Annotated in this window: 24 protein-coding genes; 1 reads left to right on the top strand and 23 read right to left on the bottom strand. The window is 55.8% G+C overall.

Going from position 1 to position 24,357, the window contains the following annotated elements:
• Window positions 1–24: 24 nt before the first annotated feature.
• From lipA to leuS, 15 genes are all read right to left on the bottom strand, one after another.
• Window positions 25–990, bottom strand: coding sequence for a lipoyl synthase (gene lipA, locus MT962_RS02310; RefSeq protein ID WP_024560381.1), 966 nt, complete (start codon window positions 988–990; stop codon window positions 25–27).
• A 225-nt stretch (window positions 991–1,215) separates the two neighbouring features.
• A complete protein-coding gene (locus MT962_RS02315; RefSeq protein ID WP_024559116.1) occupies window positions 1,216–2,181 on the bottom strand; it encodes a YbeF family transcriptional regulator in 966 nt (321 codons plus the stop codon).
• Window positions 2,182–2,498: 317 nt separating this feature from the next.
• The gene (lipB, locus tag MT962_RS02320) at window positions 2,499–3,140 is read right to left on the bottom strand and encodes a lipoyl(octanoyl) transferase LipB (protein ID WP_024559117.1); all 642 of its coding nucleotides are present in this window, start codon (window positions 3,138–3,140) and stop codon (window positions 2,499–2,501) included.
• Between the two features lie 87 nt (window positions 3,141–3,227).
• Complete coding sequence (ybeD, locus tag MT962_RS02325; protein ID WP_007710678.1) at window positions 3,228–3,491, bottom strand: DUF493 family protein YbeD; 264 nt, start codon at window positions 3,489–3,491, stop codon at window positions 3,228–3,230.
• Window positions 3,492–3,596: 105 nt separating this feature from the next.
• Window positions 3,597–4,808 (bottom strand): D-alanyl-D-alanine carboxypeptidase DacA, encoded by a 1,212-nt coding sequence (gene dacA, locus MT962_RS02330; RefSeq protein WP_024559118.1) that lies wholly within the window; start codon window positions 4,806–4,808, stop codon window positions 3,597–3,599.
• Between the two features lie 145 nt (window positions 4,809–4,953).
• Window positions 4,954–6,165, bottom strand: a complete 1,212-nt coding sequence (gene rlpA, locus MT962_RS02335) for an endolytic peptidoglycan transglycosylase RlpA (RefSeq protein ID WP_048887194.1) — start codon at window positions 6,163–6,165, stop codon at window positions 4,954–4,956.
• 10 nt (window positions 6,166–6,175) lie between these two features.
• On the bottom strand, window positions 6,176–7,288 hold the full coding sequence (gene mrdB / locus MT962_RS02340) for a peptidoglycan glycosyltransferase MrdB (RefSeq protein ID WP_048887193.1): 1,113 nt from the start codon (window positions 7,286–7,288) through the stop codon (window positions 6,176–6,178).
• A gap of 5 nt (window positions 7,289–7,293) precedes the next feature.
• Window positions 7,294–9,192 carry a peptidoglycan DD-transpeptidase MrdA gene (mrdA, locus tag MT962_RS02345; protein WP_024559121.1) on the bottom strand — a complete coding sequence of 633 codons (1,899 nt, stop codon included), beginning with the start codon at window positions 9,190–9,192 and terminating at the stop codon, window positions 7,294–7,296.
• Window positions 9,193–9,217: 25 nt separating this feature from the next.
• A complete protein-coding gene (gene rlmH, locus MT962_RS02350) occupies window positions 9,218–9,688 on the bottom strand; it encodes a 23S rRNA (pseudouridine(1915)-N(3))-methyltransferase RlmH (RefSeq protein ID WP_024559122.1) in 471 nt (156 codons plus the stop codon).
• A gap of 3 nt (window positions 9,689–9,691) precedes the next feature.
• Window positions 9,692–10,009 (bottom strand): ribosome silencing factor, encoded by a 318-nt coding sequence (gene rsfS, locus MT962_RS02355; protein WP_024559123.1) that lies wholly within the window; start codon window positions 10,007–10,009, stop codon window positions 9,692–9,694.
• A gap of 277 nt (window positions 10,010–10,286) precedes the next feature.
• Entirely contained in the window at window positions 10,287–10,910 is a 624-nt protein-coding gene (locus MT962_RS02360; protein ID WP_029592210.1) for an adenosylcobalamin/alpha-ribazole phosphatase, read from the bottom strand.
• Between the two features lie 87 nt (window positions 10,911–10,997).
• Complete coding sequence (gene nadD / locus MT962_RS02365; protein ID WP_247364445.1) at window positions 10,998–11,651, bottom strand: nicotinate-nucleotide adenylyltransferase; 654 nt, start codon at window positions 11,649–11,651, stop codon at window positions 10,998–11,000.
• Entirely contained in the window at window positions 11,644–12,675 is a 1,032-nt protein-coding gene (gene holA, locus MT962_RS02370) for a DNA polymerase III subunit delta (protein WP_024559126.1), read from the bottom strand. The genes nadD and holA overlap by 8 nt, the downstream gene beginning before the upstream one ends.
• Complete coding sequence (lptE, locus tag MT962_RS02375; protein WP_024559127.1) at window positions 12,675–13,268, bottom strand: LPS assembly lipoprotein LptE; 594 nt, start codon at window positions 13,266–13,268, stop codon at window positions 12,675–12,677. Before lptE ends, holA begins: the two co-directional genes overlap by 1 nt.
• A gap of 14 nt (window positions 13,269–13,282) precedes the next feature.
• On the bottom strand, window positions 13,283–15,865 hold the full coding sequence (gene leuS / locus MT962_RS02380; RefSeq protein ID WP_152526311.1) for a leucine--tRNA ligase: 2,583 nt from the start codon (window positions 15,863–15,865) through the stop codon (window positions 13,283–13,285).
• A 227-nt stretch (window positions 15,866–16,092) separates the two neighbouring features.
• Between leuS and MT962_RS02385 the strand changes: the two genes are divergently transcribed.
• Entirely contained in the window at window positions 16,093–16,578 is a 486-nt protein-coding gene (locus MT962_RS02385; RefSeq protein WP_024559129.1) for a zinc ribbon-containing protein, read from the top strand.
• A gap of 39 nt (window positions 16,579–16,617) precedes the next feature.
• Here the strand turns inward: MT962_RS02385 and MT962_RS02390 are convergent, their stop codons facing one another.
• The 8 genes from MT962_RS02390 to MT962_RS02425 form a co-directional block, all read right to left on the bottom strand.
• Entirely contained in the window at window positions 16,618–17,343 is a 726-nt protein-coding gene (locus MT962_RS02390; RefSeq protein ID WP_024559130.1) for an amino acid ABC transporter ATP-binding protein, read from the bottom strand.
• A complete protein-coding gene (gltK, locus tag MT962_RS02395; RefSeq protein ID WP_024559131.1) occupies window positions 17,343–18,017 on the bottom strand; it encodes a glutamate/aspartate ABC transporter permease GltK in 675 nt (224 codons plus the stop codon). The genes MT962_RS02390 and gltK overlap by 1 nt, the downstream gene beginning before the upstream one ends.
• Window positions 18,017–18,757, bottom strand: coding sequence for an amino acid ABC transporter permease (locus tag MT962_RS02400; RefSeq protein ID WP_024559132.1), 741 nt, complete (start codon window positions 18,755–18,757; stop codon window positions 18,017–18,019). The genes gltK and MT962_RS02400 overlap by 1 nt, the downstream gene beginning before the upstream one ends.
• A gap of 160 nt (window positions 18,758–18,917) precedes the next feature.
• Window positions 18,918–19,823 carry an amino acid ABC transporter substrate-binding protein gene (locus tag MT962_RS02405; protein WP_024559133.1) on the bottom strand — a complete coding sequence of 302 codons (906 nt, stop codon included), beginning with the start codon at window positions 19,821–19,823 and terminating at the stop codon, window positions 18,918–18,920.
• 350 nt (window positions 19,824–20,173) lie between these two features.
• Window positions 20,174–21,715, bottom strand: coding sequence for an apolipoprotein N-acyltransferase (lnt, locus tag MT962_RS02410; RefSeq protein WP_247364448.1), 1,542 nt, complete (start codon window positions 21,713–21,715; stop codon window positions 20,174–20,176).
• 4 nt (window positions 21,716–21,719) lie between these two features.
• Entirely contained in the window at window positions 21,720–22,598 is an 879-nt protein-coding gene (corC, locus tag MT962_RS02415) for a CNNM family magnesium/cobalt transport protein CorC (RefSeq protein WP_024559135.1), read from the bottom strand.
• 102 nt (window positions 22,599–22,700) lie between these two features.
• A complete protein-coding gene (gene ybeY / locus MT962_RS02420) occupies window positions 22,701–23,168 on the bottom strand; it encodes an rRNA maturation RNase YbeY (RefSeq protein WP_024559136.1) in 468 nt (155 codons plus the stop codon).
• Window positions 23,165–24,226, bottom strand: coding sequence for a PhoH family protein (locus MT962_RS02425; protein WP_024559137.1), 1,062 nt, complete (start codon window positions 24,224–24,226; stop codon window positions 23,165–23,167). The genes ybeY and MT962_RS02425 overlap by 4 nt, the downstream gene beginning before the upstream one ends.
• Between the last annotated feature and the right edge of the window lie 131 nt (window positions 24,227–24,357).

Raw genomic sequence — 24,357 nt, forward strand, 5'->3', positions numbered from 1 at the left:
CGAGAGTAACAGGATGTTACGCTGTTATTTGACTTCCATCCCTTTCGCCTGCAAATCAGCATGGTAAGAGGAGCGCACAAACGGGCCGCAGGCTGCGTGGGTAAAGCCCATCGCCAGCGCTTCCGCTTTCATCTCTTCAAACTCTTGCGGACTTACGTAACGCTGTACCGGCAGGTGATGACGGCTCGGCTGCAGATACTGGCCCAGGGTCAACATCGTCACGCCGTGGGCGCGCAGGTCGCGCATTACCGCAACGATCTCTTCATTCGTTTCGCCAAGACCCACCATCAAACCCGATTTCGTCGGGATATCCGGGTGCGCTTCTTTAAAGCGTTCCAGCAGCTTCAGCGACCAGGCGTAATCGGCGCCCGGGCGTACCTGACGATAAAGACGTGGCACGTTTTCCAGGTTGTGGTTAAACACATCCGGCGGCGTAGCGGTGAGGATGTCCAGCGCTTTGTCCATGCGGCCGCGGAAATCGGGCACCAGCGTTTCGATTTTGATGCTCGGGTTTTTTTCACGAATCGCGCTGATGCAGTCCGCAAAGTGTTGGGCGCCGCCGTCGCGCAGGTCATCGCGGTCAACAGAGGTGACAACAACATAACGCAGGCCCATGTCGGCGATAGTTTGCGCCAGCTTCTGTGGCTCGTTAGCATCTGGCGCGACCGGTCGGCCGTGAGCCACATCGCAGAACGGGCAGCGACGGGTGCAGATAGCGCCCAGAATCATAAAGGTGGCGGTGCCGTGGTTAAAGCATTCCGCAAGGTTCGGACAAGAGGCCTCTTCGCAGACGGAATGGAGGCCGTTTTTGCGCATCGCCGCCTTAATTCCCTGAATACGGGTAGAGTCGGCAGGGAGTTTGATTTTCATCCACTCCGGCTTTCTGAGCAGTGCCTCGCGCTCTGTAACCACGTTTTTAACCGGGATAAGGGCCATTTTATCGGCATCGCGGTATTTCACACCGCGTTCCATCACAATGGGTTTACTCATAGCGTGCGTGTTCCAGTTGCGGATAACGAAGGAAAGCGTCTCAATTCAAGCAAACGTTGTATTTATCAACTATTTTTGAATTAACGGCACGCAGTATATCATTAGTAACAGGCAGAAATCAGCCTGCGGGCACGGGAAATAGAGAAAGAATTGTAAAATAGTTGTTATTTCGTGCCCTTATGTGGGTTAAACGCCTGTACGCAGGCGTCTGATATGCATGAGCGCTTATTCGTGCTTGCCGAAGCCTTCCACCAGCGTTTCTATGACGCTTTGCACCACCGGGTCGCGCAGGCTGAACTTGTTGTAATGCAGAGAAATATCCACGCCTTCATCAATCAAAATTTCACTTTTCACTTCGCTTAACTGGCAGCTCTCTTTAAACATTTCATACAGCCTGCCGGGCATAAAGCCTATCAGATCGCTGCTGCCGATGATTGCGGCGATGGTCACCATGTTGTAGCTGCTAAAGGTGACGTTGCGGTTGGGCAGCAGGGCATTAATTTGTTTGCGCAGGCTGCTGAGCGCTTCGTTTGGCATCATGATAAGGGTTTGACCGTAGCGCTGCAGCTGTTCCATGGAAACAGGCGCTTCGCTGCAGGGATGGCCGCGACGGCATACCATAACGACACGGTCTTTAAACAACACGTGGCTGCTCAGGGTGCGTGAGGACCAGGAGCTGGCGTCAATGACCAGGTCGGTCTGAAACTGGCTGAGCTGGGCTTCGGTATCGGTAAGCGGGATGTTGCGGATTTGCAGGTTAGGATTGACTTGCTGAATCAGTTGGTAAATTTGAGGGATAACCAACGCGCCCACCGAAGGCGAAGTGGCGATACTGAGCGTGCGCTGTTTGTCATGCTCGCCGTGGAAGTCGAGCGCGCCGAGAATCGACTCAAGCCCCTGGCTGATATACTCGTGCAAATGAGTGGCATATGCGGTCGGCGTAACGCCCTGGCCTTTACGGATAAAGAGCGGGTCAGGAAATATCAGCCGTAATTTTTGAATCGACTGGCTAATCGCTGAAGGCGTCAGGTTCAATATTCTGGCCGCGTTCACTATCCCTTTATGAACGTAAACCGCTTCAAAAATGGTCAGCAGGTTGAGATCGATATTTCGCAGCGTCTGGAATATTTGCGGTTTGTTCGCATCGTTTTTTCTGGCGCCGGGGTGCTCCGGGGGATGGTTGAATTCCACGCTACGCTCCAAATACAGTGATAAAACATATAATAAATTGATTATATTTATTAAATCTATGAATTGGCGATTAAGCAGACAATAAAGCCGTTGACGTGTCGTTTCACTATTTAAGTGAATAGGACTTTCCGCTAACGGCAAGCAGGAAAAACGATTTTTCAGATTATTCTCGCATTGACCGCCCTGTCATTATTTATTGCCTGAATTAATAATTACTCGTTCAGGCGAAAAGAAAATATATAATCCATCACAGATTGTAAAGCGACAAATAAACGGCACGAATGGCCGCAATAGCGCATTGCGGCCTGAATAGAAATTTAAGCAGAAATATATTCCGCGGCGGGATTGTTAAGCAGTGCTAAAAAGTGATGGACCAGGCGCGGCTGGATTTTTTCGACGCTCGCGCCCGGGCGTAGCGCGCTGATTTGCGTCATCTCCATGCCGGCGTATCCGCATGGGTTGATGCGCAAAAAAGGCGTAAGATCCATATCAATGTTCAATGCCAGACCGTGAAAAGAGCAGCCTTTACGGATGCGCAGCCCCAGCGAACAGATCTTTTTCTCGCCTACATAGACGCCAGGCGCATCCGCACGAGGATGGGCTTCAATATTAAGCTCAGCCAGGGTATTCACGACGGTTTGCTCCAGTAGCGTGACCAGCTCGCGTACGCCAAGCTTGCGGCGTTTAAGATTAAGCAACACATACATCACCTGCTGCCCGGGGCCGTGATAGGTAACCTGCCCGCCGCGATCGCTTTGAACAACCGGAATATCGCCCGGCATTAAAACATGTTCCGCTTTGCCCGCCTGCCCCTGAGTAAAAACAGGCTGATGCTCAACCAGCCAGATTTCGTCTGGGGTAGTCTCGTCGCGGGTATCGGTAAACTCATGCATCGCCTGCGATATGGGCTCATAAGGCTGCAGGCCGAGCTGGCGTATCAGAAGGGTATCCTGAAACAAAACAGCGTCTCCGGAAGGAATAAGGTGCGGGGAGTATATCACAGCGAGTGGGGAAGGAGATTGCCCGGCTATGGCCGGGCGACGCGATTACAGCACCATACGGACAATTTCGATATTGCCCAGCTCTTCATAGAGCGTTTCTACCTGCTCGATATGCGTTGCGTTAATGGTGATAGAAACCGAGTGATAGTTCCCTTTGCTGCTCGGTTTAACCTGCGGCGTGTAGTCGCCAGGGGCGTGGCGCTGCACAACCTCAACGACCAGATCAACCAACTCAGGCTTCGCCAGACCCATCACTTTGTAAGTAAAGGGGGTAGGGAACTCAAGCAGTTCGTTAAGTTTGGTTTTCATGTCAGCTCCAGCGTTACGTCAGAAAATAATAACTCCCGCCGTAGCGGGAGTTGGTTTGATGCCTAGTATATGGGGACAAATCTGAGGCTTTCAAGTGGTCATTTTTTAGCCGAACCAGTGATGGAACATCAGTTTGATGTAATCAATGATTTTGCCAAAGAAATTGCCTTCCTGAATTTCTTCCAGCACCACCAGCGGGCGCTGGTCGATAGTTTTGCCGTCGAGCTGGAAGTTAATGGTGCCCACCACCTGGTTTTTAGCAAGCGGCGCGTGCAGTTCAGACGTGTTCAGCACATAGCTTGCTTTCAGATCTTTCATGCGGCCACGGGGAATGGTCAGATAAATGTCTTTATCCACGCCAAGCGAAGCGCGATCGCTGTCGCCAAACCACGCCGGTTCAGAGGCGAACTCTTTACCCGCTTTCAGCGGATTCACGGTTTCGAAGAAGCGAAAGCCCCAGGTCAGCAGTTTTTTACTTTCCGCTTCACGCCCTTTAAAGGTACGGCCGCCCATCACAGCGGAAATCAGGCGCATCTGGCCTTCAGTCGCTGATGCCACCAGGTTATAGCCTGCTTTATCGGTATGCCCGGTTTTAATGCCGTCCACGTTAAGGCTGTTATCCCATAGCAGACCGTTACGGTTGGTCTGGCGGATGCCGTTAAAGGTGAACTCTTTTTCTTTATAAATGGAGTATTCGTTCGGCACGTCGCGAATAAGCGCCTGGCCAATCAGCGCCATGTCGCGGGCGGAGCTGTACTGACCATCAGCATCAAGGCCATGCACCGTCTGGAAATGGGTGTTTTTCAGGCCCAGGGCGTTCACGTAGTTATTCATCAGCCCGACGAAAGCATCCTGGCTGCCTGCGACATAATCCGCCATCGCTACGCAAGCATCGTTGCCCGATTGCAGGTTGATGCCGCGGATCAGCTGTGAAACCGGCACCTGCATGCCGGGCTTCAGGAACATCAGAGACGAACCTTTGAACACCGGGTTGCCGGTGGCCCATGCATCATTGCCGATAGTGACCAGATCCGACTCTTTGAATTTATTGGCTTTCATCGCCTGGCCGATGACATAGCTGGTCATCATTTTGGTCAGGCTCGCCGGGTCGCGACGCGCGTCGGCGTTCTGCTCGGCCAGCACTTTGCCTGAGTTGTAGTCGATCAGGATGTACGCCTCGGCATCAATCTGCGGCACGCCCGGGATCATGGTTTTGATGTTGAGATCGTCAGCGTGAGCGGTAGAAAGTGCCGCGACAGAAAACGCGGTCGCGAGCGCAACGCGCTGCATAAAACGAACGGAGAGAGTGGTCTTCATGGTCAGAACAACGACATCCGTGATGAAAATGAAAAAAAGTGCCTTACTATAACAAATGCGTTTTGGGCTGGCATCCGACTTTGCTCATGAGTTTGTTAATGGCCTTTACCTTAACTGACAAAGCGGCAAGCCAGCCCTTCACGTTTTATTGTGCGGCGGCGTTAGTGACGAAAGATTGCAACTGGGCCTCGCTTAGCAGCCGCTGTTGCAGCGCGCTGGCTTCGGCTTTACTGGCGAAAGGACCAAGCTGAACGCGATAAACCGCGCCGTTTTGGTTGACCCGGCCCGGCACCGAAAATTGCTGGCTCAGCTTTTGTTGCCACTGGCTGGCGCGGCCCGCATCGCTGACGGCGCCCACCTGCACCACATAGCCTGCGGCTACCGTTCCGGCAGCACTCGCTGCGGCGCCCGGCACGCTGCCCTGAACGGAGCCGGGGGCGGTAACCGGTGCGGCAGGCTGACCAACAGGCTGCGCAGGGGCGGTTTGCTGCGGCGCGGCAACGACAGGCTGCGCCGCTGTCGGCTGGGTTGTCGGGGCGGCAACAGCGCCAGCGGGGGCGACAACCGGCTGCGTCGGCGCGTCGCTTTCCAGCACGCCGCTGTTTAGCGTGGTAGGCGCGCCGAGAAAACCGCTGCTTTTGACGGGCGCACCGGTCGCATCATCGCTTTGCAGCGTATCGTTGCTGATGGCGCGTACGTCGCCCTGCGGCTGTTGAGGCGCTGGCGCTGACGAAGCGCTGCCCATGCCGCCGCTTAAGTCCGGACGAGCGGGCAGGGCGTAAGTCTGTTTGGCGACCGTTGTACACGCCATGCCAGGACCAGAGAGCGAACCGTCCGGCGCGACGATAATCGGATCGACCCGCACTTTGGTGTTATTAGAGGTGTTCAGGCGGTCTGCCGAGGCGCGAGAAAGCGAAATAATCCGATCGTTGCCATACGGCCCGCGGTCGTTAATGCGCACCACAATCATACGGCCATTCGCCAGGTTCGTGACGCGCGCATAGCTTGGGATCGGCAGCGTAGGGTGCGCGGCGGTCAGTTGCATGGGATCAAAAGGTTCGCCGGATGCGGTCTGGTTGCTGCCAGGCTCCGCGTCATAAATGGCCGCAAGGCCTGCCTGGCTGAAGCGGGAGAGATCCTGCACGATTTTATAGCGCTTACCGTCGCGCTCGTAATCCTGGTTAACCGAGGGGTTCAGCGGCTCATAACGCGGCTCCGCGCCGCTGATTTCCACAACAGGCCCGTTACAGACCGCCGGTTGCGGCGCAACAGGCGCCTGTTGTTGTCCCTCGTCACTGGTAGTACAAGCCGCCAGTAATCCTGCGGCGATACAGACGCCAAGCCACTGCTTACGCATTGCGCACCTCTTATACGCTTTTCGACAACATTTTTCTGTGGGTATGGATCGACATCACGATGCCAAACCCGGCCATGAGCACGATAAGGGCCGAGCCCCCGTAACTCACCAGCGGCAGCGGTACGCCTACCACCGGCAAGATACCGCTCACCATACCAATATTTACAAAGACATAAACAAACAAAATCAGCATCAGGCCGCCTGCCATTACGCGCCCGAAGGTGGTCTGCGCGCGAGCGGCTATCCACAGGCCGCGCATAATCAGCAGCAGATAGAGCGCAAGCAGTATCAGTACGCCCACCAGCCCCAGCTCTTCCGCCAGCACGGCGAAGATAAAGTCGGTATGACGCTCAGGCAAAAACTCCAGCTGCGACTGGGTGCCATGCAGCCAGCCTTTGCCGCGCAGGCCGCCTGAGCCTATAGCAATTTTAGACTGGATAATATGATAGCCCGCGCCGAGCGGATCGCTTTCCGGGTCAAGCAGCATCATAACGCGCTGACGCTGGTAGTCGTGCATCAGGAAGAACCACAGAATCGGGATAAAAGCCGCCAGCAGCAGCACCGCGATGCCGATTAAACGCCAGCTCAGGCCGGAGAGAAAGAGCACGAATAACCCGGAAGCGGCGATAAGAATGGCGGTGCCGAGGTCCGGCTGCGCCGCTACCAGCAGCGTCGGCATAAAAATCAGCACCAGCGCGATGCCTGTATTTTTAAGCGAAGGCGGGCAGACGTCGCGGTTAATAAAGCGCGCCACCATCAGCGGCACCGCGATTTTCGCTATCTCCGAGGGCTGAAAGCGCACGACGCCCAGGTCAAGCCAGCGCTGCGCGCCTTTTGAGATGGCGCCGAAGGCGTCCACCGCCACCAGCAAAATAATACAGAAGATATAGAGATAGGGCGCCCAGCCCTCATAAACGCGCGGCGGGATTTGCGCCATGACGATCATGATGACAAGCCCCATCACAATCTGGCCAATCTTGCGCTCCATCATGCCGATATCCTGGCCGCTGGCGCTCCAGATAACCATCGCGCTGTAAAAGCAGAGCGCGAAAATAATCAGCAGAAAAGTCGGGTCGAGGTGGATTTTATCCCACAGCGACTTTTTATTGGGATTGTCGGTCATGGTAATTAATCCTCAGCCGCCGTCTGAGCCGGGTTCTCGCTCGGCAGGTCGGTGTTGTTATCCCCGAGCATAATATGGTCGAGAATTTGACGCATGATGGTGCCTACCGCCGGACCGGCGCCGCCGTTTTCCAAGATCATCGCCACAGCCACTTGCGGGTGGTCATACGGGGCGAAGGCGGTCATCAGCTTATGGTCGCGCAAACGCTCGGAAATTTTATGCGCGTTGTAGGTTTCGTTAGCCTTCAGGCCAAACACCTGCGCGGTACCAGATTTGGCCGCGATTTTATAAGGCGCGCTGGCGAAATATTTATGGCCTGTGCCGTTAGCGCGGTTCGCCACGCCATACATGCCGTCTTTCGCGATTTCCCAATAGCCGGAGTGGATATCGCCTACCGGCGGCTGTTCCGGCTGCTTCCAGGGCACCTGCTGGCCGTTGACGTTGGTGCTCATCAGCAGATGCGGCACTTTGACGATGCCGTCGTTAATCAGAATCATCATCGCTTTGTTCATCTGCACCGGCGTGGCGGTCCAGTAACCCTGGCCGATACCCACCGGAATGGTATCGCCCTGATACCACGGTTTCTTAAAGCGCTTCATTTTCCATTCGCGGGTCGGCATGTTGCCTGAACGCTCTTCCGCAAGATCGATGCCGGTAAGATGGCCGTAACCAAATTTGTTCATCCACTCGGAAAGCCTGTCGATGCCCATGTCGTAAGCGACCTGGTAAAAGAAGGTATCCGCCGACTCTTCAAGCGATTTGGTAACGTTAAGCCGCCCGTGGCCCCACTTTTTCCAGTCGCGGTAGCGTTTTTCAGAGCCCGGCAACTGCCACCAGCCCGGGTCGAACAGGCTGGTGTTACGGTTGATAACATTCGCGCTCAGCGCGGAAACCGCCACGTAAGGCTTAACGGTAGACGCCGGCGGGTAAACCCCCTGCGTGGCGCGGTTAATCAACGGCGTGTTCGGGTCGTTGAGCAATGCCGAATAATCTTTGCTGGAGATGCCGTCAACAAACAGGTTCGGGTTATAGCTTGGTGTGGAGACCATCGCCAGAATGCCGCCGGTGCGGGGGTCGGTTACGACGACTGCCGCACGGCTGCCCTGCAGCAAGGTTTCGATATAGCTTTGCAGCTTGAGATCGAGCGTCAGATAGATGTCGTGGCCTGCCTGCGGCGGCACTTCTTTAAGCTGGCGAATCACGCGGCCGCGGTTGTTGACTTCAACCTCTTCGTAACCGGTCTGGCCGTGAAGGATATCTTCGTAATAGCGCTCAATGCCAAGCTTGCCGATGTCATGCGTGGCGGCATAGTTAGCGAGCTTGCCGTCTTTATCGAGCCGCTCAACGTCTTTGTCGTTTATTTTTGAGACATAACCTATCACGTGGGTGAGGGCAGAGCCGTAGGGATAGTAACGACGCTTGTAGCCTTTCACTTCCACGCCGGGAAAGCGGTACTGGTTAACGGCAAAGCGCGCCACCTGAACTTCCGTCAGGTTGGTTTTCACCGGAATCGAGGTGAAGCGGTGCGAGCGGGCGCGCTCTTTTTTGAAGTTGGCGATATCGTCATCGTTAAGATCGACCACGCTGCGTAACGCTTCAAGCGTTTGCTGCACGTTATCGACCTTCTCCGGCATCATCTCAACCTGATAAATAGTGCGGTTGAGCGCCAGAGGAATGCCGTTGCGGTCATAGATAATGCCGCGACTTGGCGCAATGGGGACCAGCTTGATACGGTTTTCGTTCGAGCGCGTCTGGTAGTCGTTGAAGCGCACGATCTGCACGTTATAAAGGTTGGCGATCAGCACGCCGGTAAGCAGCAAAATCCCCACAAAGGCGACAAGCGCCCGGCGCACAAAAAGCGCGGACTCAGCCGTATAGTCGCGAAAAGAATTCTGTAATTTCATCCGCTGCTTAGTCTACCTGGTAGCGTTACTCACGATGGTAAGGGTGATTGGTGGTAATGCTCCACGCGCGATAAAGGCTCTCCGCCACCAGCACCCGCACCAGCGGGTGGGGGAGGGTCAGGGTCGAAAGCGACCAGCTCTGCTCCGCCGCCGCTTTGCAGGCGGGGGCCAGACCTTCCGGCCCGCCAATCAGCAGGCTGACGTCACGCCCATCCTGTTTCCAGCGCTCCAGCTCTTTGGCAAGGCGTGGCGTATCCCAGGGCTGCCCTGGAATATCCAGCGTGACGATGCGGTTGCCTTTGCCTGCCGCCGCCAGCATCATTTCGCCCTCTTTATCGAGGATGCGCTTGATATCGGCGTTTTTACTTCGTTTACCGGCGGGAATTTCCACCAGTTCGAACGGCATGTCTTTGGGAAAACGGCGCAGGTATTCGATAAAGCCCGTTTGCACCCAGTCGGGCATTTTGGTGCCGACGGCAACCAGCTGCAGCTTCACCCGTCAGCCCCAGAGTTTTTCGAGCTCGTACAGGCGACGGCTCTCTTCCTGCATGACATGTACGATGACATCGCCCAGGTCAACCACCACCCAGTCTGCGGCGCTTTCGCCTTCCACGCCCAGCGGCAGCAAGCCGGCGGCGCGGGATTCCTGCACGACGTGGTCAGCGATAGAGACGACGTGGCGGCTGGAGGTGCCGGTGCAGATTATCATACAGTCGGTGATGCTGGATTTACCCTGAACGTCTAAGGCGACAATGTCCTGACCTTTCAGATCGTCGATTTTATCGATAACAAAATCCTGGAGTGCTTTACCCTGCAAGTTTTCCCCCTGAGAGAGTGAAAAGTTAACAGACATGGAGGCCACGTCTTTGATTTGATTGTTCTGGTAGCCGTACCGGACGCATTTGGCCGGTCTGCGGACAGAAGTGGGCTATCATCCCACCGCTGGCAAGAGTTTGCATCGCCATTTTTGTAAAACAATTTCAGAAAGGCGCGTGCGGCGGGAGAAAGTCTGGCAGCGGAGAATAGCAGCATCCCCCGCCGTGTCAATGGGCGTATGCGACTATCGCCTTGATGCGCCATGCCCGTAAGTAAAATCAGACGGCGGGCAGGAGGTTTGCTTGCCACGGCGCGCGATTGTTGAGCGTGCGTAAGGTAACGAAATTATCGAATCGCTCCAGCATGCTCCATGCGCCCTGCTCGATAAGAAAGTGCCACAGCGAAGCGGAGGGCATTTGCATCAACCGGGCGATGAGCAGGCTCAGCACGCCCTGATGGCTCACCAGCAAGACGTTTTGCGCATCGTTCATGGTGTGAAGACGGGCGATAAGTTGCTCTACGCGCAGAGAAAACGCCTGAAAACCTTCGCCATTGGTGGGAACGACATTCTGCCAGTCGGCGCACCAGGCGGCATAGTTAGCCGCGTCTTCGCGCTGTAAATCACGGTGATGACGCATCTCCCAGTCGCCGAAATGCATTTCGTTAAGCAACGGTTCGACTTCCGGCGTCAGGCTGCGGCCCGCGACAATAAGCTTCGCCGTATGCTGCGCACGACCCAGCGCGCTGCACAGGACTTTATCGAATGGCGCCGCTTTTAGCATTTCGCCTACGGCCTGCGCCTGCTGGATCCCTCTCGTGGTTAACACTGTTTCCGAATGGCCGCTGTAAAGCCCGGCCACGTTAGCTTCGGTTTGCCCATGACGCACCAGCCACAGTTTCATTCTTCTTCTCCTCGCTTTATCTGTATGCAGTTTATCACCGCAAAACGACAGGGCGGCGGCTTTGGCTGAAGATGTGCGCGGAATCGGTTAACGGTAAAGGTGATGCTCGCGGATGTAGGCAAGGACGCGGGGAGGGACTATCTCATCACAGGGACGATTTGCCGCCAGGCGGTGGCGAATATCGGTGGCGGAGATATCAAAAAGCGGCGTGTCGGCAAGGAAGATTTGTCCGGCGGGACGCTGATGAAGCAGGGCGATATCGCGGGTAAGGCGCGCTTCTAACCAGCGCTGCTGTTCTTCATTCTGCATGCGCACCGGATAGCCGGGACGGCGACATACCAAAAGGTGGCATCGCTCCAGCAATTGCTCGTAGCGATACCAGTACGGCAAAGAAAGTAAAGAGTCCTGGCCGATGATAAAGGCCAGCGGACGGGTCTCGCCCTGTTCTTCACGCAGCTGGCGGAAGGTTTCGGCAGTATAAGACGGGGTTTCGCGCTGCAACTCCCGGCTATCCAGCGTAAAGAGCGGATTGTCGGCAATCGCCAGCTCCACCATCGCTCTGCGCTGTTCGCTGCTGGCCTGCGGCTGCGGACGGTGCGGCGGGACATTGTTCGGCATGATGACAACACGCTCAAGCCCCACCGTTTGCGCCAGCGCTTCCACTGGACGCAGATGGCCATAATGAATGGGATCGAAGGTGCCGCCGTAGTAAGCCTGTAATTTGCCAGCCGCGTTAGCCATCAATAAATATGTCCGCCAGGGGTTTATGACAGAGTAGCAGAGAGAGGCTGTCGAGCTCTGCCCAGACCGACTGGCCGTAATCCTGCTTAAGCGTCAATTCGATTTGCGTCAACAGGCGAACGGCCTGCCAGAGCTGATCGTCGCCAAGGCGCGTTAACGCTTCGGTCAGAAGCCCACGGCGGTTTTGCCAGACGCGGTGCTGATCGAACAGATTACGCAGCGGCGTAGCAGCAGACTGGCGCTTAAGGGTAACGAGCAGCAGCAGTTCGCGCTGAATGGTGCGCAGTAAGATAACCGGCTCGGCGCCTTCAAGGCGCAACTGTTGCAGAATATGCAGGGCTCGCTTGCTTTTTCCCGCCAGCAGAGCATCAACCCAGTGAAACGGCGTAAAGTGCGCGGCGTCGTTGACCGCCTGCTCGACTCGCGGCAGGGTCAGCTTGCCGTCGGGCCACAGCAGAGAAAGCCGCTCCAGCGCCTGGGAGAGCGCCAGCAGGTTGCCTTCATAGCAGTAGCAAAGCAGTTGGTTCGCCGCATCATCAAGCTGCAGGTTCATCTGCTTCGCCCGGGCGGCCACCCAGCGCGGCAGCTGCGCCTGTTCGGGCGTCTGGCAGGTAACCTGTACGGCGCGGTTCGCCAGCGCGGTAAACCAGGCGGCGTTTTCCTGCGCCTTAGTAAGTTTATTGCCGCGAATAATCAGCAGCAGGTCGTCATGCAGCAGGGAGACCAGCGTGGAAAGCTGTTCGTTGATAGCCGCGTTCGGGCCATTTTCCGGCAACGTGAGCTGTAACGTTTGTCGGCTTGCGAAGAGGCTCATCGCCTGGCATAACGAGAAAATCGACTGCCAGTCGGTGCTGGCGTCGAGAATAAAGCGATGGTGCTCGGCAAAACCCTGTTGCTGCGCTGAAGCGACGATGGCGTCGTGGCTCTCCTGCAGCAGCAGCGGGTCGTTGCCAAGCAACAGATACGCCGCGCGCAGCCCCTCATGGAGCTGCGCGTGGAGTTGTTCAGGGTAAAGCTTGATCATCAGAGCGTAGTGGAGACGCGGCCAGAAGAGGCGACCGGCGCGGTCGGCGGATTAGTCACCGTAACCGGCTTCTGCGCTTCCTGCGTTTCGGCAACATCTTTGGCGTGAACCGCCAGCAGTTTACGAATCAGCTGCTCGGCAGCTTTATCGTACATCTCCTGAATGATCAGCTCCTGTTCAGCCGTTTTCGCCAGCGCCGTCAGCGGGTTGTCGAAGAACGAGCGATACACTTTGGTGCTGATGGGGTAAATATCGTGATTCGGGATCAGAACCGAAGCATTGACCACCATTACCATCTGGTATTCCGCGGTCTGGCCATTCTGGAATACCGAAGCGGTATCCTGCGACAGCGACGCGCCGCCAAGACGCAGCGACGGAATATCTTTGCGTACCGCGCTCGGCTCGACAATTTCTACGCCGTTAAGGCGCAGCTGTTCGCGAACCGCACGCGTCAGCGGGCCATTCGGATCGCCAGAGTCCAGGATCAGTTTCTGCATTTGCGTCGGCACCGACGTCGTGTTGCGCAGGTGCCAGCCACATCCGGCGGTGACCAGCACCGCCAGGCTCATCATTACAGCGATAAAATATCGCACGCTTCCTCCTGCGCTTAGCCTACAACCAGGTTCAGCAGTTTACCCGGCACGTAAATCACTTTACGTACGGTAACGCCGGTAAGGTATTTCGCCACCAGATGCTCCTGGCCGGCGCGTTCGCGAACCTGCTCTTCGGTAGCATCTGCCGGAACGGTGATTTTGCCGCGCACTTTGCCGTTGACCTGCACGACCACGAGCGTTGTGTCTTCCACCATGGCGCTTTCGTCAGCCTGCGGCCACGGCGCGTTGTCGATATCGCCTTCGCCGCCCAGTTCCTGCCACAGCGTAAAGCAAATATGCGGCGTGAACGGGTTCAGCATACGCACCACCGCCAGCAGGGCTTCCTGCAGCAGAGCGCTATCCTGCTCGCCTTCCTGCGGCGCTTTCGCCAGCTTGTTCATCAGTTCCATAATAGCCGCGATAGCGGTGTTAAACGTCTGACGACGGCCGATATCATCGGTCACTTTAGCGATGGTTTTATGAACGTCGCGGCGCAGCGCTTTTTGATCTTCGCTCAGCGCAGCCACATCCAGCGCCGGCGCAACGCCCCGCGCGGTGTGTTCCGCAACCAGCTTCCAGACGCGTTTCAGGAAGCGGTTAGCCCCTTCCACGCCCGATTCTTGCCACTCAAGCGTCATATCTGCCGGGGAGGCGAACATCATGAACAGGCGAACGGTGTCCGCGCCGTAACGCTCAACCATCTCCTGCGGGTCAATGCCGTTGTTTTTCGACTTCGACATTTTGCTCATGCCGGTGTACACCAACTCATGACCCGCGGCGTCGGTCGCTTTCACAATGCGGCCTTTCTCGTCGCGCTCCACGATGGCGTCTTTCGGAGAAACCCAGATGCGCTCGCCGCTGTTGCCCACGTAGTAGAAGGCATCCGCCAGCACCATGCCCTGGCAGAGCAACTGTTTAGCAGGCTCGTCAGAGTTCACCATGCCCGCATCGCGCATCAGCTTGTGGAAGAAGCGGAAGTAGAGCAGGTGCATGATCGCGTGTTCGATACCGCCAATGTAGATATCCACCGGCAGCCAGTAGTTGGCGGCTTTGGAATCCAGCATGCCTTCCTGATATTGCGGGCAGGTGTAGCGCGCATAATACCAGGAGGACTCCATAAAGGTGTCGAAGGTATCGGTTTCACGCAGCGCCGGCTGGCCGTTAACGGTGGTCTTCGCCCATTCTGGATCGGCTTTAATCGGGCTGGTGATGCCATCCATGACCACATCTTCCGGCAGGACAACCGGCAGTTGATCTTCCGGGGTCGGCATCACGGTGCCATCTTCCAGCGTCACCATCGGGATCGGCGCGCCCCAGTAACGCTGACGGGAAACGCCCCAGTCGCGCAGACGGTAGTTAATTTTGCGCTCGCCAACGCCTTTCGCGGCCAGTTTGTCGGCGATGGCGTTAAACGCCGCTTCAAAGTCGAGACCGTCAAATTCGCCGGAGTTAAACAGCACGCCTTTTTCCGTCAGCGCCTGCTGGCTGAGATCCGGCTCGCTGCCGTCCGCTGCCAGGATAACCGGCTTGATCGGCAAACCATATTTAGAGGCGAATTCGTAATCGCGCTGATCGTGGCCCGGAACGGCCATCACGGCGCCGGTGCCGTATTCCATCAGCACGAAGTTAGCGGCCCAGACCGGAATGGCTTCGCCAGTCAGCGGATGAATCGCTTTAATGCCGGTGTCGACCCCTTGCTTCTCCATGGTCGCCATGTCGGCTTCCGCCACTTTGGTGTTGCGGCATTCCGCAATAAAATCACCTAGCGCCGGATTATAGGCTGCCGCCTGCTGCGCCAGCGGATGGCCCGCGGCGACCGCAAGGTAAGTCACGCCCATGAAGGTATCAGGACGGGTGGTGTAAACCGTCAGCTTCTCGTCGCTATCCTGCACGTCAAAAGTGATTTCAACGCCTTCGGAGCGGCCGATCCAGTTGCGCTGCATGGTTTTAACGGTATCCGGCCAGTGGTCGAGTTTATCCAGATCGTTAAGCAGCTCATCGGCGTAAGCGGTGATTTTGATAAACCACTGCGGAATCTCTTTACGCTCGACTTTGGTGTCGCAGCGCCAGCAGCAGCCGTCGATAACCTGTTCGTTCGCCAGAACGGTCTGGTCGTTCGGGCACCAGTTCACCGCTGAGGTTTTTTTGTAAACCAGGCCTTTTTTATAAAGCTCGGTGAAGAACTTCTGCTCCCAGCGGTAATATTCCGGGGTACAGGTCGCCAGCTCGCGGCTCCAGTCATAACCGAAGCCCAGCATCTTGAGCTGGTTCTTCATGTAATTAATGTTGTCGTAGGTCCACGGCGCCGGCGCGGTGTTGTTTTTTACCGCGGCGCCTTCAGCCGGCAGACCAAAGGCGTCCCAGCCAATCGGCTGCAGCACGTTTTTACCCAGCATGCGCTGGTAACGCGCGATAACGTCGCCGATGGTGTAGTTACGGACGTGGCCCATGTGTAGTCGGCCAGAAGGATAGGGAAGCATCGACAGGCAGTAATACTTCTCTTTGCTCTCGTCTTCGGTCACTTCAAACGTGCGCTTCTCTTCCCAGTGAAGCTGTACTTTGGATTCTATCTCTTCCGGGCGATATTGCTCTTGCATGGCAGCCAGTAGTCCTGTTTTCAAACCCGCTACAAATGTAGCGTATACGTGTGTTGTTTCAGATCCGCATAGCATAGCCGATTAGGGCGCAGCGCAACAGCCTTTCAACGGGGCGGCAACGGATGGCCTTTGCAGGAATTTACCTGCGGCTGTGCTCAGGCTAACAAAGCGCGGACCGATTAAGGTCTATCATTAGAAGAGGTTACCCACTCAGGAGGCAAAAGGCGATGAACAAGGTTGCTCAATATTACCGGGAACTGGTGGCCTCGCTCACCGAACGCGTACGCAATGGCGAACGCAATATTGATGCGCTGGTGGCCAGCGCCAGGCAACAGGTGGCGCGAACCGGCGAATTAACGCGTACGGAAATAGAGGAGGTAACCCGCGCGGTGCGGCGCGATCTGGAAGAGTTTGCCCGCAGCTATAACGAAAGCCGTGACGACGACTTTACCGACAGCGTTTTTATGCGGGTCATTAAAGAGAGCGTCTGGCAGGAGCTGGCGGACATTACCGATAAAACGCAGCTTGAATGGCGCGAAGTGTTCCAGGACCTGAACCACCATGGCGTTTATCACAGTGGCGAAGTGGTGGGGCTTGGCAATCTGGTGTGCGAAAATTGCCATCATCATCTGGCGTTTTATACACCGGAAGTTTTACCCGTTTGTCCGAAGTGCGGCCATAACCAGTTCCAGCGCCGTCCTTTCGAGCCCTGAGCAATCCATGCGCGGGCCCAGGCCCGCGCACGGCACGGTTTAGTGCAGGATTTTCGCAAGGAAATCTTTCGCACGCTCCGACTGGGGATTGGCGAAGAAATCTTCCTTCGGCGAGTCTTCGACAATTTTCCCTTCGTCCATAAAGATAACGCGGTTAGCCACTTTACGGGCGAAGCCCATTTCATGGGTAACCACCATCATCGTCATGCCTTCGTTGGCAAGCTCCACCATAACGTCCAGCACTTCGTTGATCATCTCCGGGTCCAGCGCCGACGTCGGTTCGTCAAACAGCATAGCGACCGGGTCCATACACAACGCGCGCGCAATAGCCACACGCTGCTGCTGGCCGCCGGAAAGCTGCGCCGGGTATTTATTGGCGTGAGCGGAAAGGCCTACGCGCTCCAGCAGCTTTAGCCCTTTCTGGCGTGCAGCCTCTTTATCGCGCTTGAGCACTTTGACCTGCGCGAGCGTCAGGTTTTCGATAATCGACAGATGCGGAAACAGTTCAAAGTGCTGGAACACCATGCCCACGTGAGAACGCAACTGGGCAAGATTGGTTTTCTTGTCGTTGACTTTGGTGCCGTTAACGACAATTTCGCCTTTCTGCACCGGCTCAAGGCCGTTAACTGTCTTAATGAGCGTGGATTTGCCGGAACCGGAGGGGCCGCAGACGACCACCACTTCGCCTTTTTTCACTTCCGTGGAGCAGTCGGTGAGCACCTGAAACTGACCATACCATTTCGAAACGTTTTTCAGGGAAATCATTACACAGTCCTTTTCTTCAGCCAGCCGACCAGGAGCGAAGCGCTCAGGCTAATAACAAAGTAAACCACACCCGCGAAGAGGATCATCTCGACCTGGGTGCCATCACGTTCACCAATAGTGGACGCGGTGCGGAAAAAGTCCGCGAGGCTCAGTACATAAACCAGAGAGGTATCCTGGAAAAGTACGATGCCCTGGGTGAGCAGCAGCGGCACCATGGCGCGGAAAGCTTGCGGCAGGATGATGAGTTTCATCGACTGCCAGTGGGTCATGCCGAGCGCCAGCGCGGCGCTGGACTGGCCGCGCGAAATGCTCTGGATGCCAGCGCGAATGATCTCGGAGTAGTAGGCGGCTTCAAACATGGAAAAAGCCACCATCGCGGAGATAAGGCGAATATCGGTTTTCGGCGACAGGCCCAGCACATTTTGTAGAAAGCCCGGCACAATCAGATAAAACCAGAGCAGCACCATCACCAGCGGGACGGAACGGAAGACGTTGACGTAGCTGCTGGCAAACCAGGCGATGGGTTTAACGCTCGACAAACGCATTACTGCCAGCAGCGTGCCCCACACGATGCCGATAACCACAGCGGTGACAGTAATTTTCAGCGTAATAAGCATGCCCTGAAGCAGATAGGGCAGGGCCGGGCCGATAGAACTCCAGTCAAACTCGTACATTATTTGCCCCCCAGATTGCCCGGCAGGCGGACTTTGCGTTCTACCAGATGCATCACCAGCATAATGACGGTATTGATAAGCACGTAAGCGAGCGTAATAGCGGTAAAGGATTCCCACGCGTGGGCGGAGTAGTCCAACAGTTTGCCCGCCTGGGCCGCCATATCCACAAGACCAATGGTCGAAGCGATGGCAGAGTTTTTCACCAGGTTCATCATCTCCGAGGTCATCGGCGGTACTATCACGCGATAAGCGTTGGGCAGCAGCACATAGCGGTAGGTCTGCGGCAGCGTCAGGCCCATCGCGAGACCGGCGTTTTTCTGGCCGCGCGGCAGCGACTGAATAGCGGCGCGCACCTGCTCGCAGACGCGGGCGGCGGTGAACAGCCCCAGGCAGATCATCGAAGAGAGGAAAAACTGCACATTCGGATCCAGCTCGGCTTTAAACCACATGCCCAGATCTTCAGGCAGCAGCTCCGGTACAACCAGATACCACGTAAAGAATTGTACGATCAGCGGAACGTTGCGAAACAGCTCCACATAGCAGGTGCCGATGCCCGATAAAAAGCGATTAGGCACGGTGCGCAGAATGCCAAACAGGGAGCCGACCAGGAAAGCGATGATCCATGCGGTAACCGACAGGGCGACGGTGACCTGAAAACCACTCCATAGCCAGCCCAGATAGGTGGTGTTGCCGAACGGGGCGGGCTGCAGAAAAATTCCCCAGTTCCAGTCTATAGACATAACGTACTCCGAAAAAAGAGGGGTAGCAGCGCTACCCCCGAAGATTGATGAGAAGCCTCTCTTTTCGCGCCGGATGGGGAACGGCCATCCAACGTATAGTCTGTCCGGGCTTCATTCGTCAATCGAGAGGGCAGGGTGTCCCGCCCCTTAATGGTTGTAATTAGTTAAGCGCTTTATCGTTAGGTTCTTTAAAGAGCGTCTGCATATCCTGAGACAGCTCGAAGTTCAGGTTAAGGTTCTTCGGCGGAATTGGGTTTTTAAACCATTTGTCGAACCATTTCGCCGCTTCGCCAGAGGTCTGGGCCTGAGCGATAGTATCGTCTACCAGTTTCTTAAACGACGCATCGCCTTTACGCATCATGCAGCCGTAAGCCTCTTTTGACTGCGGCGTGCCGACGATTTCCCAGTTATCCGGTTTCTTCGCTTTTGCACGCTCGCCCGCCAGAAGCGCGTCGTCCATCATGAACGCTACCGCACGTCCGCTTTCCAGGGTACGGAAAGAGTCGCCGTGGTCTTTCGCGCTGATGATGCGCATATCCATTTTCTTCTCATCATTGAGCTTGTGCAGCAGCACTTCAGAGGTGGTGCCGGAAGTCACGACCACCGCCTTGCCTTTCAGATCCGGGAAATCTTTAATCGGGCCGCCTTTTTTCACCAGCAGACGAGTGCCGACGACAAAGATGGTGTCGGAGAAAGCGGCCTGCTTCTGGCGCTCAAGGTTATTGGTGGTAGAGCCGCATTCAAAATCGAACGTGCCGTTTTGCAGCAGCGGAATACGGTTCTGCGAGGTAATCGGGATGAGCTTGACCTGCAGGTCTGGCTTGTTGAGCTGTTTTTTAACCGCTTCAACGATGGCGTTGGAATAGTCCTGAGAGTATCCCACCACTTTCTGTTGATTATCGTAGTAAGAGAAAGGGACTGAGGACTCACGGTGGCCGACCACAATTACCCCGTTGGCGTTGATTTTATCCAGCGTGCTCTGTCCGGTAGCGGCCTCTTGCGCGTGCACAGCGCCTGCGCTGAGCCCCATTACCAGCATTGCTGTGGTCAGTTTACGTAATTGCATATCCAACTCCTTTATCGTGGCGCCAGAAGCGCCATTGATACCCAATAGTGATGGTGTGTTGTTATGTTCTGCTACAAAATCGTGCAGTGTTGTAACTGTGTTGTTAACACTTAGCTTGGCTGAATGTAAATAATCTGCTCTTTATTTGTTTATTTTTGCGAAGTGCGCCGCACCATTCAGAGGCAAAAATAGCGCCTTGCACTGTTTTAGTGCCTGGGCTGTGCCGCTCTGGTGCAGTTGCCCGGGCAAGCGCCCGCCGCAGGACAAATCAGCCAATGTGTCTGAAGTTAATAAGCAAAGCGTATGCCAGAAATGAAAAAGGCCAGCATAGCTGGCCTTAGAAGAGGGACTTAACCGCGCTTACGGCTGCGCAGGTTATAAAGCACGGCGCTAAAGCCAAGGATAAGCGTAAGCGCCCATAGCGGCCAGTTGCCGAAGCGGGCGTAAGGGGTCAGCCCGCGGGTCGGCGTAACGGTGCTGGTCAGCGCTTCGCGGGTGAACTGCGGGATAATGTCCTGCACTTCACCGGTTGGGGTAATAATGGCTGTCACGCCGTTATTGGTGCTGCGAAGCAGCGGGCGGGCAAGCTCCAGCGCCCGCATCCGCGCCATCTGGAAGTGCTGCCAGGGACCGATGGAGTGGCCGAACCAGGCGTCGTTAGAAATCGTCAGCAGGAAATCGGTATCGGGACGGAAGTTATCGCGCACCTGCTCGCCGAGGATGATTTCATAGCAGATAGCTGCCGTTAAATTAAAACCGTGCGCCTGAAGCTGCGGCTGCAGATAAGGGCCGCGGCTGAATGAAGACATGGGCAGGTCAAAGAACGGCGCCAGCGGACGCAGAATCGACTCCAGCGGCACGAACTCGCCAAAAGGCACCAGGTGGTTTTTGTTATAGCGGTCGGCAGAGCTATAGCTATAAGCGTTACCTGCGCCAAGCGTAATAATGGAGTTATAAGTATCGTAGCGGTTATGCGGGTTTAGCCGCGCGTCCACAATGCCGGTAATAAGCGAAGTGTTGCGTTCCCGCAACATCTCGTCCAGCGACGTCAGGAAACGCTGCTGGTTAATTTCGAGATCGGGAATGGCGGACTCCGGCCAGATGATCAGCTGCGATTTGCCCATCTGCGGCAGCGAGCCGTTCATATAAATCTCAAGCGTGTTTTGCAGCTCTTTTTCATCCCACTTGAGCGACTGTGGGATATTCCCTTGCAACAGCGTAACGTTTACAGCGCGATCGATCTGCGGCGTAAACCACTGGATATAGCGTAGCGGGAAGGGCAGGGCGAAGAGAATAAACGCCGCCAGCGCGGGCTGCCAGCGGCGGGTATGCAGCGCCAGCACCAGCAGGCCGCTTACCGCCATCAGCAGGAGGTTAATTGCCTCAACGCCAAGCAGCGGCGCAAGTCCTTTCAACGGACCATCCACCTGGCTGTAGCCAAACTGCAGCCATGGGAAGCCCGTCAGCACCCAGCCGCGCAAAAATTCCGTGATTTGCCAGACCACAGGGGCGGCAATCGCCACGCGCCACCAGGTTGTCTTCGGCCACAGCCGCGAGAGGAGGCCTGCGAAAAGTCCGGTATAAAGCGAGAGATAAGCGGCGAGCAGGATAACCAGCGCGACGTTAACAGGGCCAGGCATGCCGCCAAAAGTCGCGATGCTGACATAAACCCAGTTAATGCCCGTGCCAAACAGGCCAAACCCCCAGAAAAAGCCGATGGCGGCGCTCTGTAGCGGTCGACGGTTAAGCGTCAGCCCCTGAAGACCCATCAGGGAAATCAGGGCGGCGGGCCAGAAATCGTAAGGGGAAAAAGCCAGCGTTCCGCTGGCGCCCAAAAGCAGCGCCAGCAGCAGACGCACACGCTGGCGTTCAATCAATGAGGCAAAGGCCATTCCATTAGTCTTCCAGTTTTGGCGTCGGCGAGTCGTCCGGTATTCTGACGTGAACCTGAATGATGCGGCGGCTGTCAGCCATCGCGACCTTGAACTGATAACCGTCAATTTCAATGGTCTCGCCACGTGCCGGCAGATGGCCAAAGGCCTGCATCACCAGACCGCCGATGGTATCGACTTCTTCGTCGCTAAACTGCGTGCCGAAAGTGTCGTTAAAATCTTCAATCGGCGCGAGGGCGCGTACGGTCCAGGTATGACGGCTGAGTTGACGGAAATCGATATCCTCTTCGTCGTCATATTCGTCTTCAATTTCACCGACGATGAGCTCAAGGATATCTTCGATGGTCACAAGGCCGGAAACGCCGCCGAACTCATCGATGACGATAGCCATGTGATAACGCTGAGAACGGAACTCTTTCAGCATGCGGTCGACACGCTTGCTTTCCGGCACGACAACCGCCGGGCGCAACACTTTTTCCATGCTGAACGGCTCGGCGTCGCTGCGCATAAACGGCAGCAGATCCTTAGCCATCAGGATCCCTTCAATGTGATCTTTATCTTCGCTGATCACCGGGAAGCGCGAGTGGGCGGACTCGATGATAACATCGAGGCATTCGTCCAGGCTCTGGTTGCGTTTCAGGGTAACCATCTGGGAACGGGGGATCATGATGTCGCGAACGCGTTGGTCGGCAATATCCATTACCCCTTCAAGCATGTCGCGCGTATCTTCGTCGATAAGCTCGTTCTGCCCGGAATCACGGATCAGCGCCAGCAGCTCATCACGGTTTTTCGGTTCGCCGTGAAAAAGCTGGCTCAGAAGGAGGGAGAAAAATCCCTTTTTAGTGTTAAGTGAGTCGCTACTGTGTGAATTGTCGTCGCTCATGGCGTTAATTCAAGGTTCTCATGTTAGTGGATGTGTCGCAAGCGGCGGACAAAACGCGCCGCAACGGCATAAAACGCTGGCGGCAGCGAACTGCCGCACAGATTACTCTTTCTCGGCAATGTACGGATCGTCAAAGCCCAGGGCAAGCATTATCTCGGTTTCGATGCCTTCCATCTCTTCGGCTTCGTCATCTTCGATATGGTCGTAGCCCAGCAGATGCAGGCTACCATGCACCACCATGTGCGCCCAGTGGGCTTCCAGCGGTTTTTCCTGCTCTTTCGCCTCCTGTTCGACCACCTGACGGCAAATGATAAGGTCGCCCAGCAGCGGCATTTCGATGCCAGGCGGCGCTTCGAACGGGAAAGAGAGCACGTTGGTGGGCTTATCCTTGCCGCGATAAGTCAGGTTGAGATCGTGGCTTTCCGCCTCGTCCACGAGACGGACCGTCACTTCCGCTTCTTCCTGAAACTGCGGGATAACGGCATCCAGCCAGCGCTGAAACTGCGCTTCTTCCGGCAAACCGGATGCGTCTTCGCAGGCGACCTGCAAATCAAGCATTACCTGACTCATTTATTCTCCTGCGCACCGGCGGCCAGCGCCTGCGCTTCACGTTTACGTTCGGCGGCCTGTTCCGCTTTACGTTTCTGGTCGGCCTCTTCCCAGGCTTCATAAGCATTCACTATGCGCGCGACAACCGGATGGCGCACAACGTCTTCGCTGAGGAAGAAATTGAAACTGATCTCTTCGACTTCCGAGAGCACTTCAATCGCATGACGCAGGCCCGATTTCATATTGCGCGGCAGGTCAATCTGCGTGACGTCGCCGGTGATAACCGCTTTGGAGTTAAAACCAATACGCGTCAGGAACATTTTCATCTGCTCGATGGTCGTGTTCTGGCTCTCATCGAGAATAATGAAGGCGTCGTTCAGGGTGCGTCCGCGCATATAGGCGAGCGGGGCGACCTCAATCACGTTGCGCTCCATGAGCTTTTCCACGCGCTCAAAGCCAAGCATTTCGAACAGGGCGTCATAGAGCGGACGCAGATACGGGTCCACTTTCTGGCTAAGATCGCCTGGCAAGAAGCCGAGTTTTTCACCGGCTTCTACCGCCGGGCGGGTCAGCAGAATACGGCGTATCTCCTGGCGCTCCAGCGCATCCACGGCGGCGGCAACCGCAAGGTAGGTTTTCCCCGTACCCGCCGGGCCGATGCCGAAGGTAATATCGTGATCGAGAATATTGGCGATGTACTGCGCCTGGTTTGGCGTACGCGGTTTAATCACGCCGCGTTTGGTCTTAATGTTGACCGCTTTGCCATACTCCGGCACGCTCTCCGCGCTTTGCTCCAGTACGCGAGATTCTTTAATGGCCAGATGAATCTGTTCCGGCTCGATGTCTTTGATTTGCCCACGCACAGGCGCGGTATCCACGTAGAGATGGCGAAGGATATCCGTCGCGGCGCTGACGCAAATCGCGCGTCCGGTGAGTTTGAAGTGATTATCGCGACGGTTGATTTCGATACCGAGGCGGCGCTCCAGCTGTTTGATGTTGTCATCAAACGGTCCGCAAAGGCTAAGCAGACGGGCATTGTCTGCGGGTTCCAGCGTAATTTCACGTGTTTCGATATTCAAACTTATCCTCTTGGTCACACAGGGCCAGTTAGGGTAAACAATGATGCCTGCTGATTTTCTCAGGCCCTGTCGAAATTATTCACGGCGAGGGAAAAAGGCGCAAGCGACAGCACTGATATTTGGGTGTGGGA

It is taken from the genome of Franconibacter sp. IITDAS19 (assembly GCF_023079515.1).
In the GTDB taxonomy this organism is placed as follows: Bacteria; Pseudomonadota; Gammaproteobacteria; order Enterobacterales; family Enterobacteriaceae; genus Franconibacter; species Franconibacter pulveris.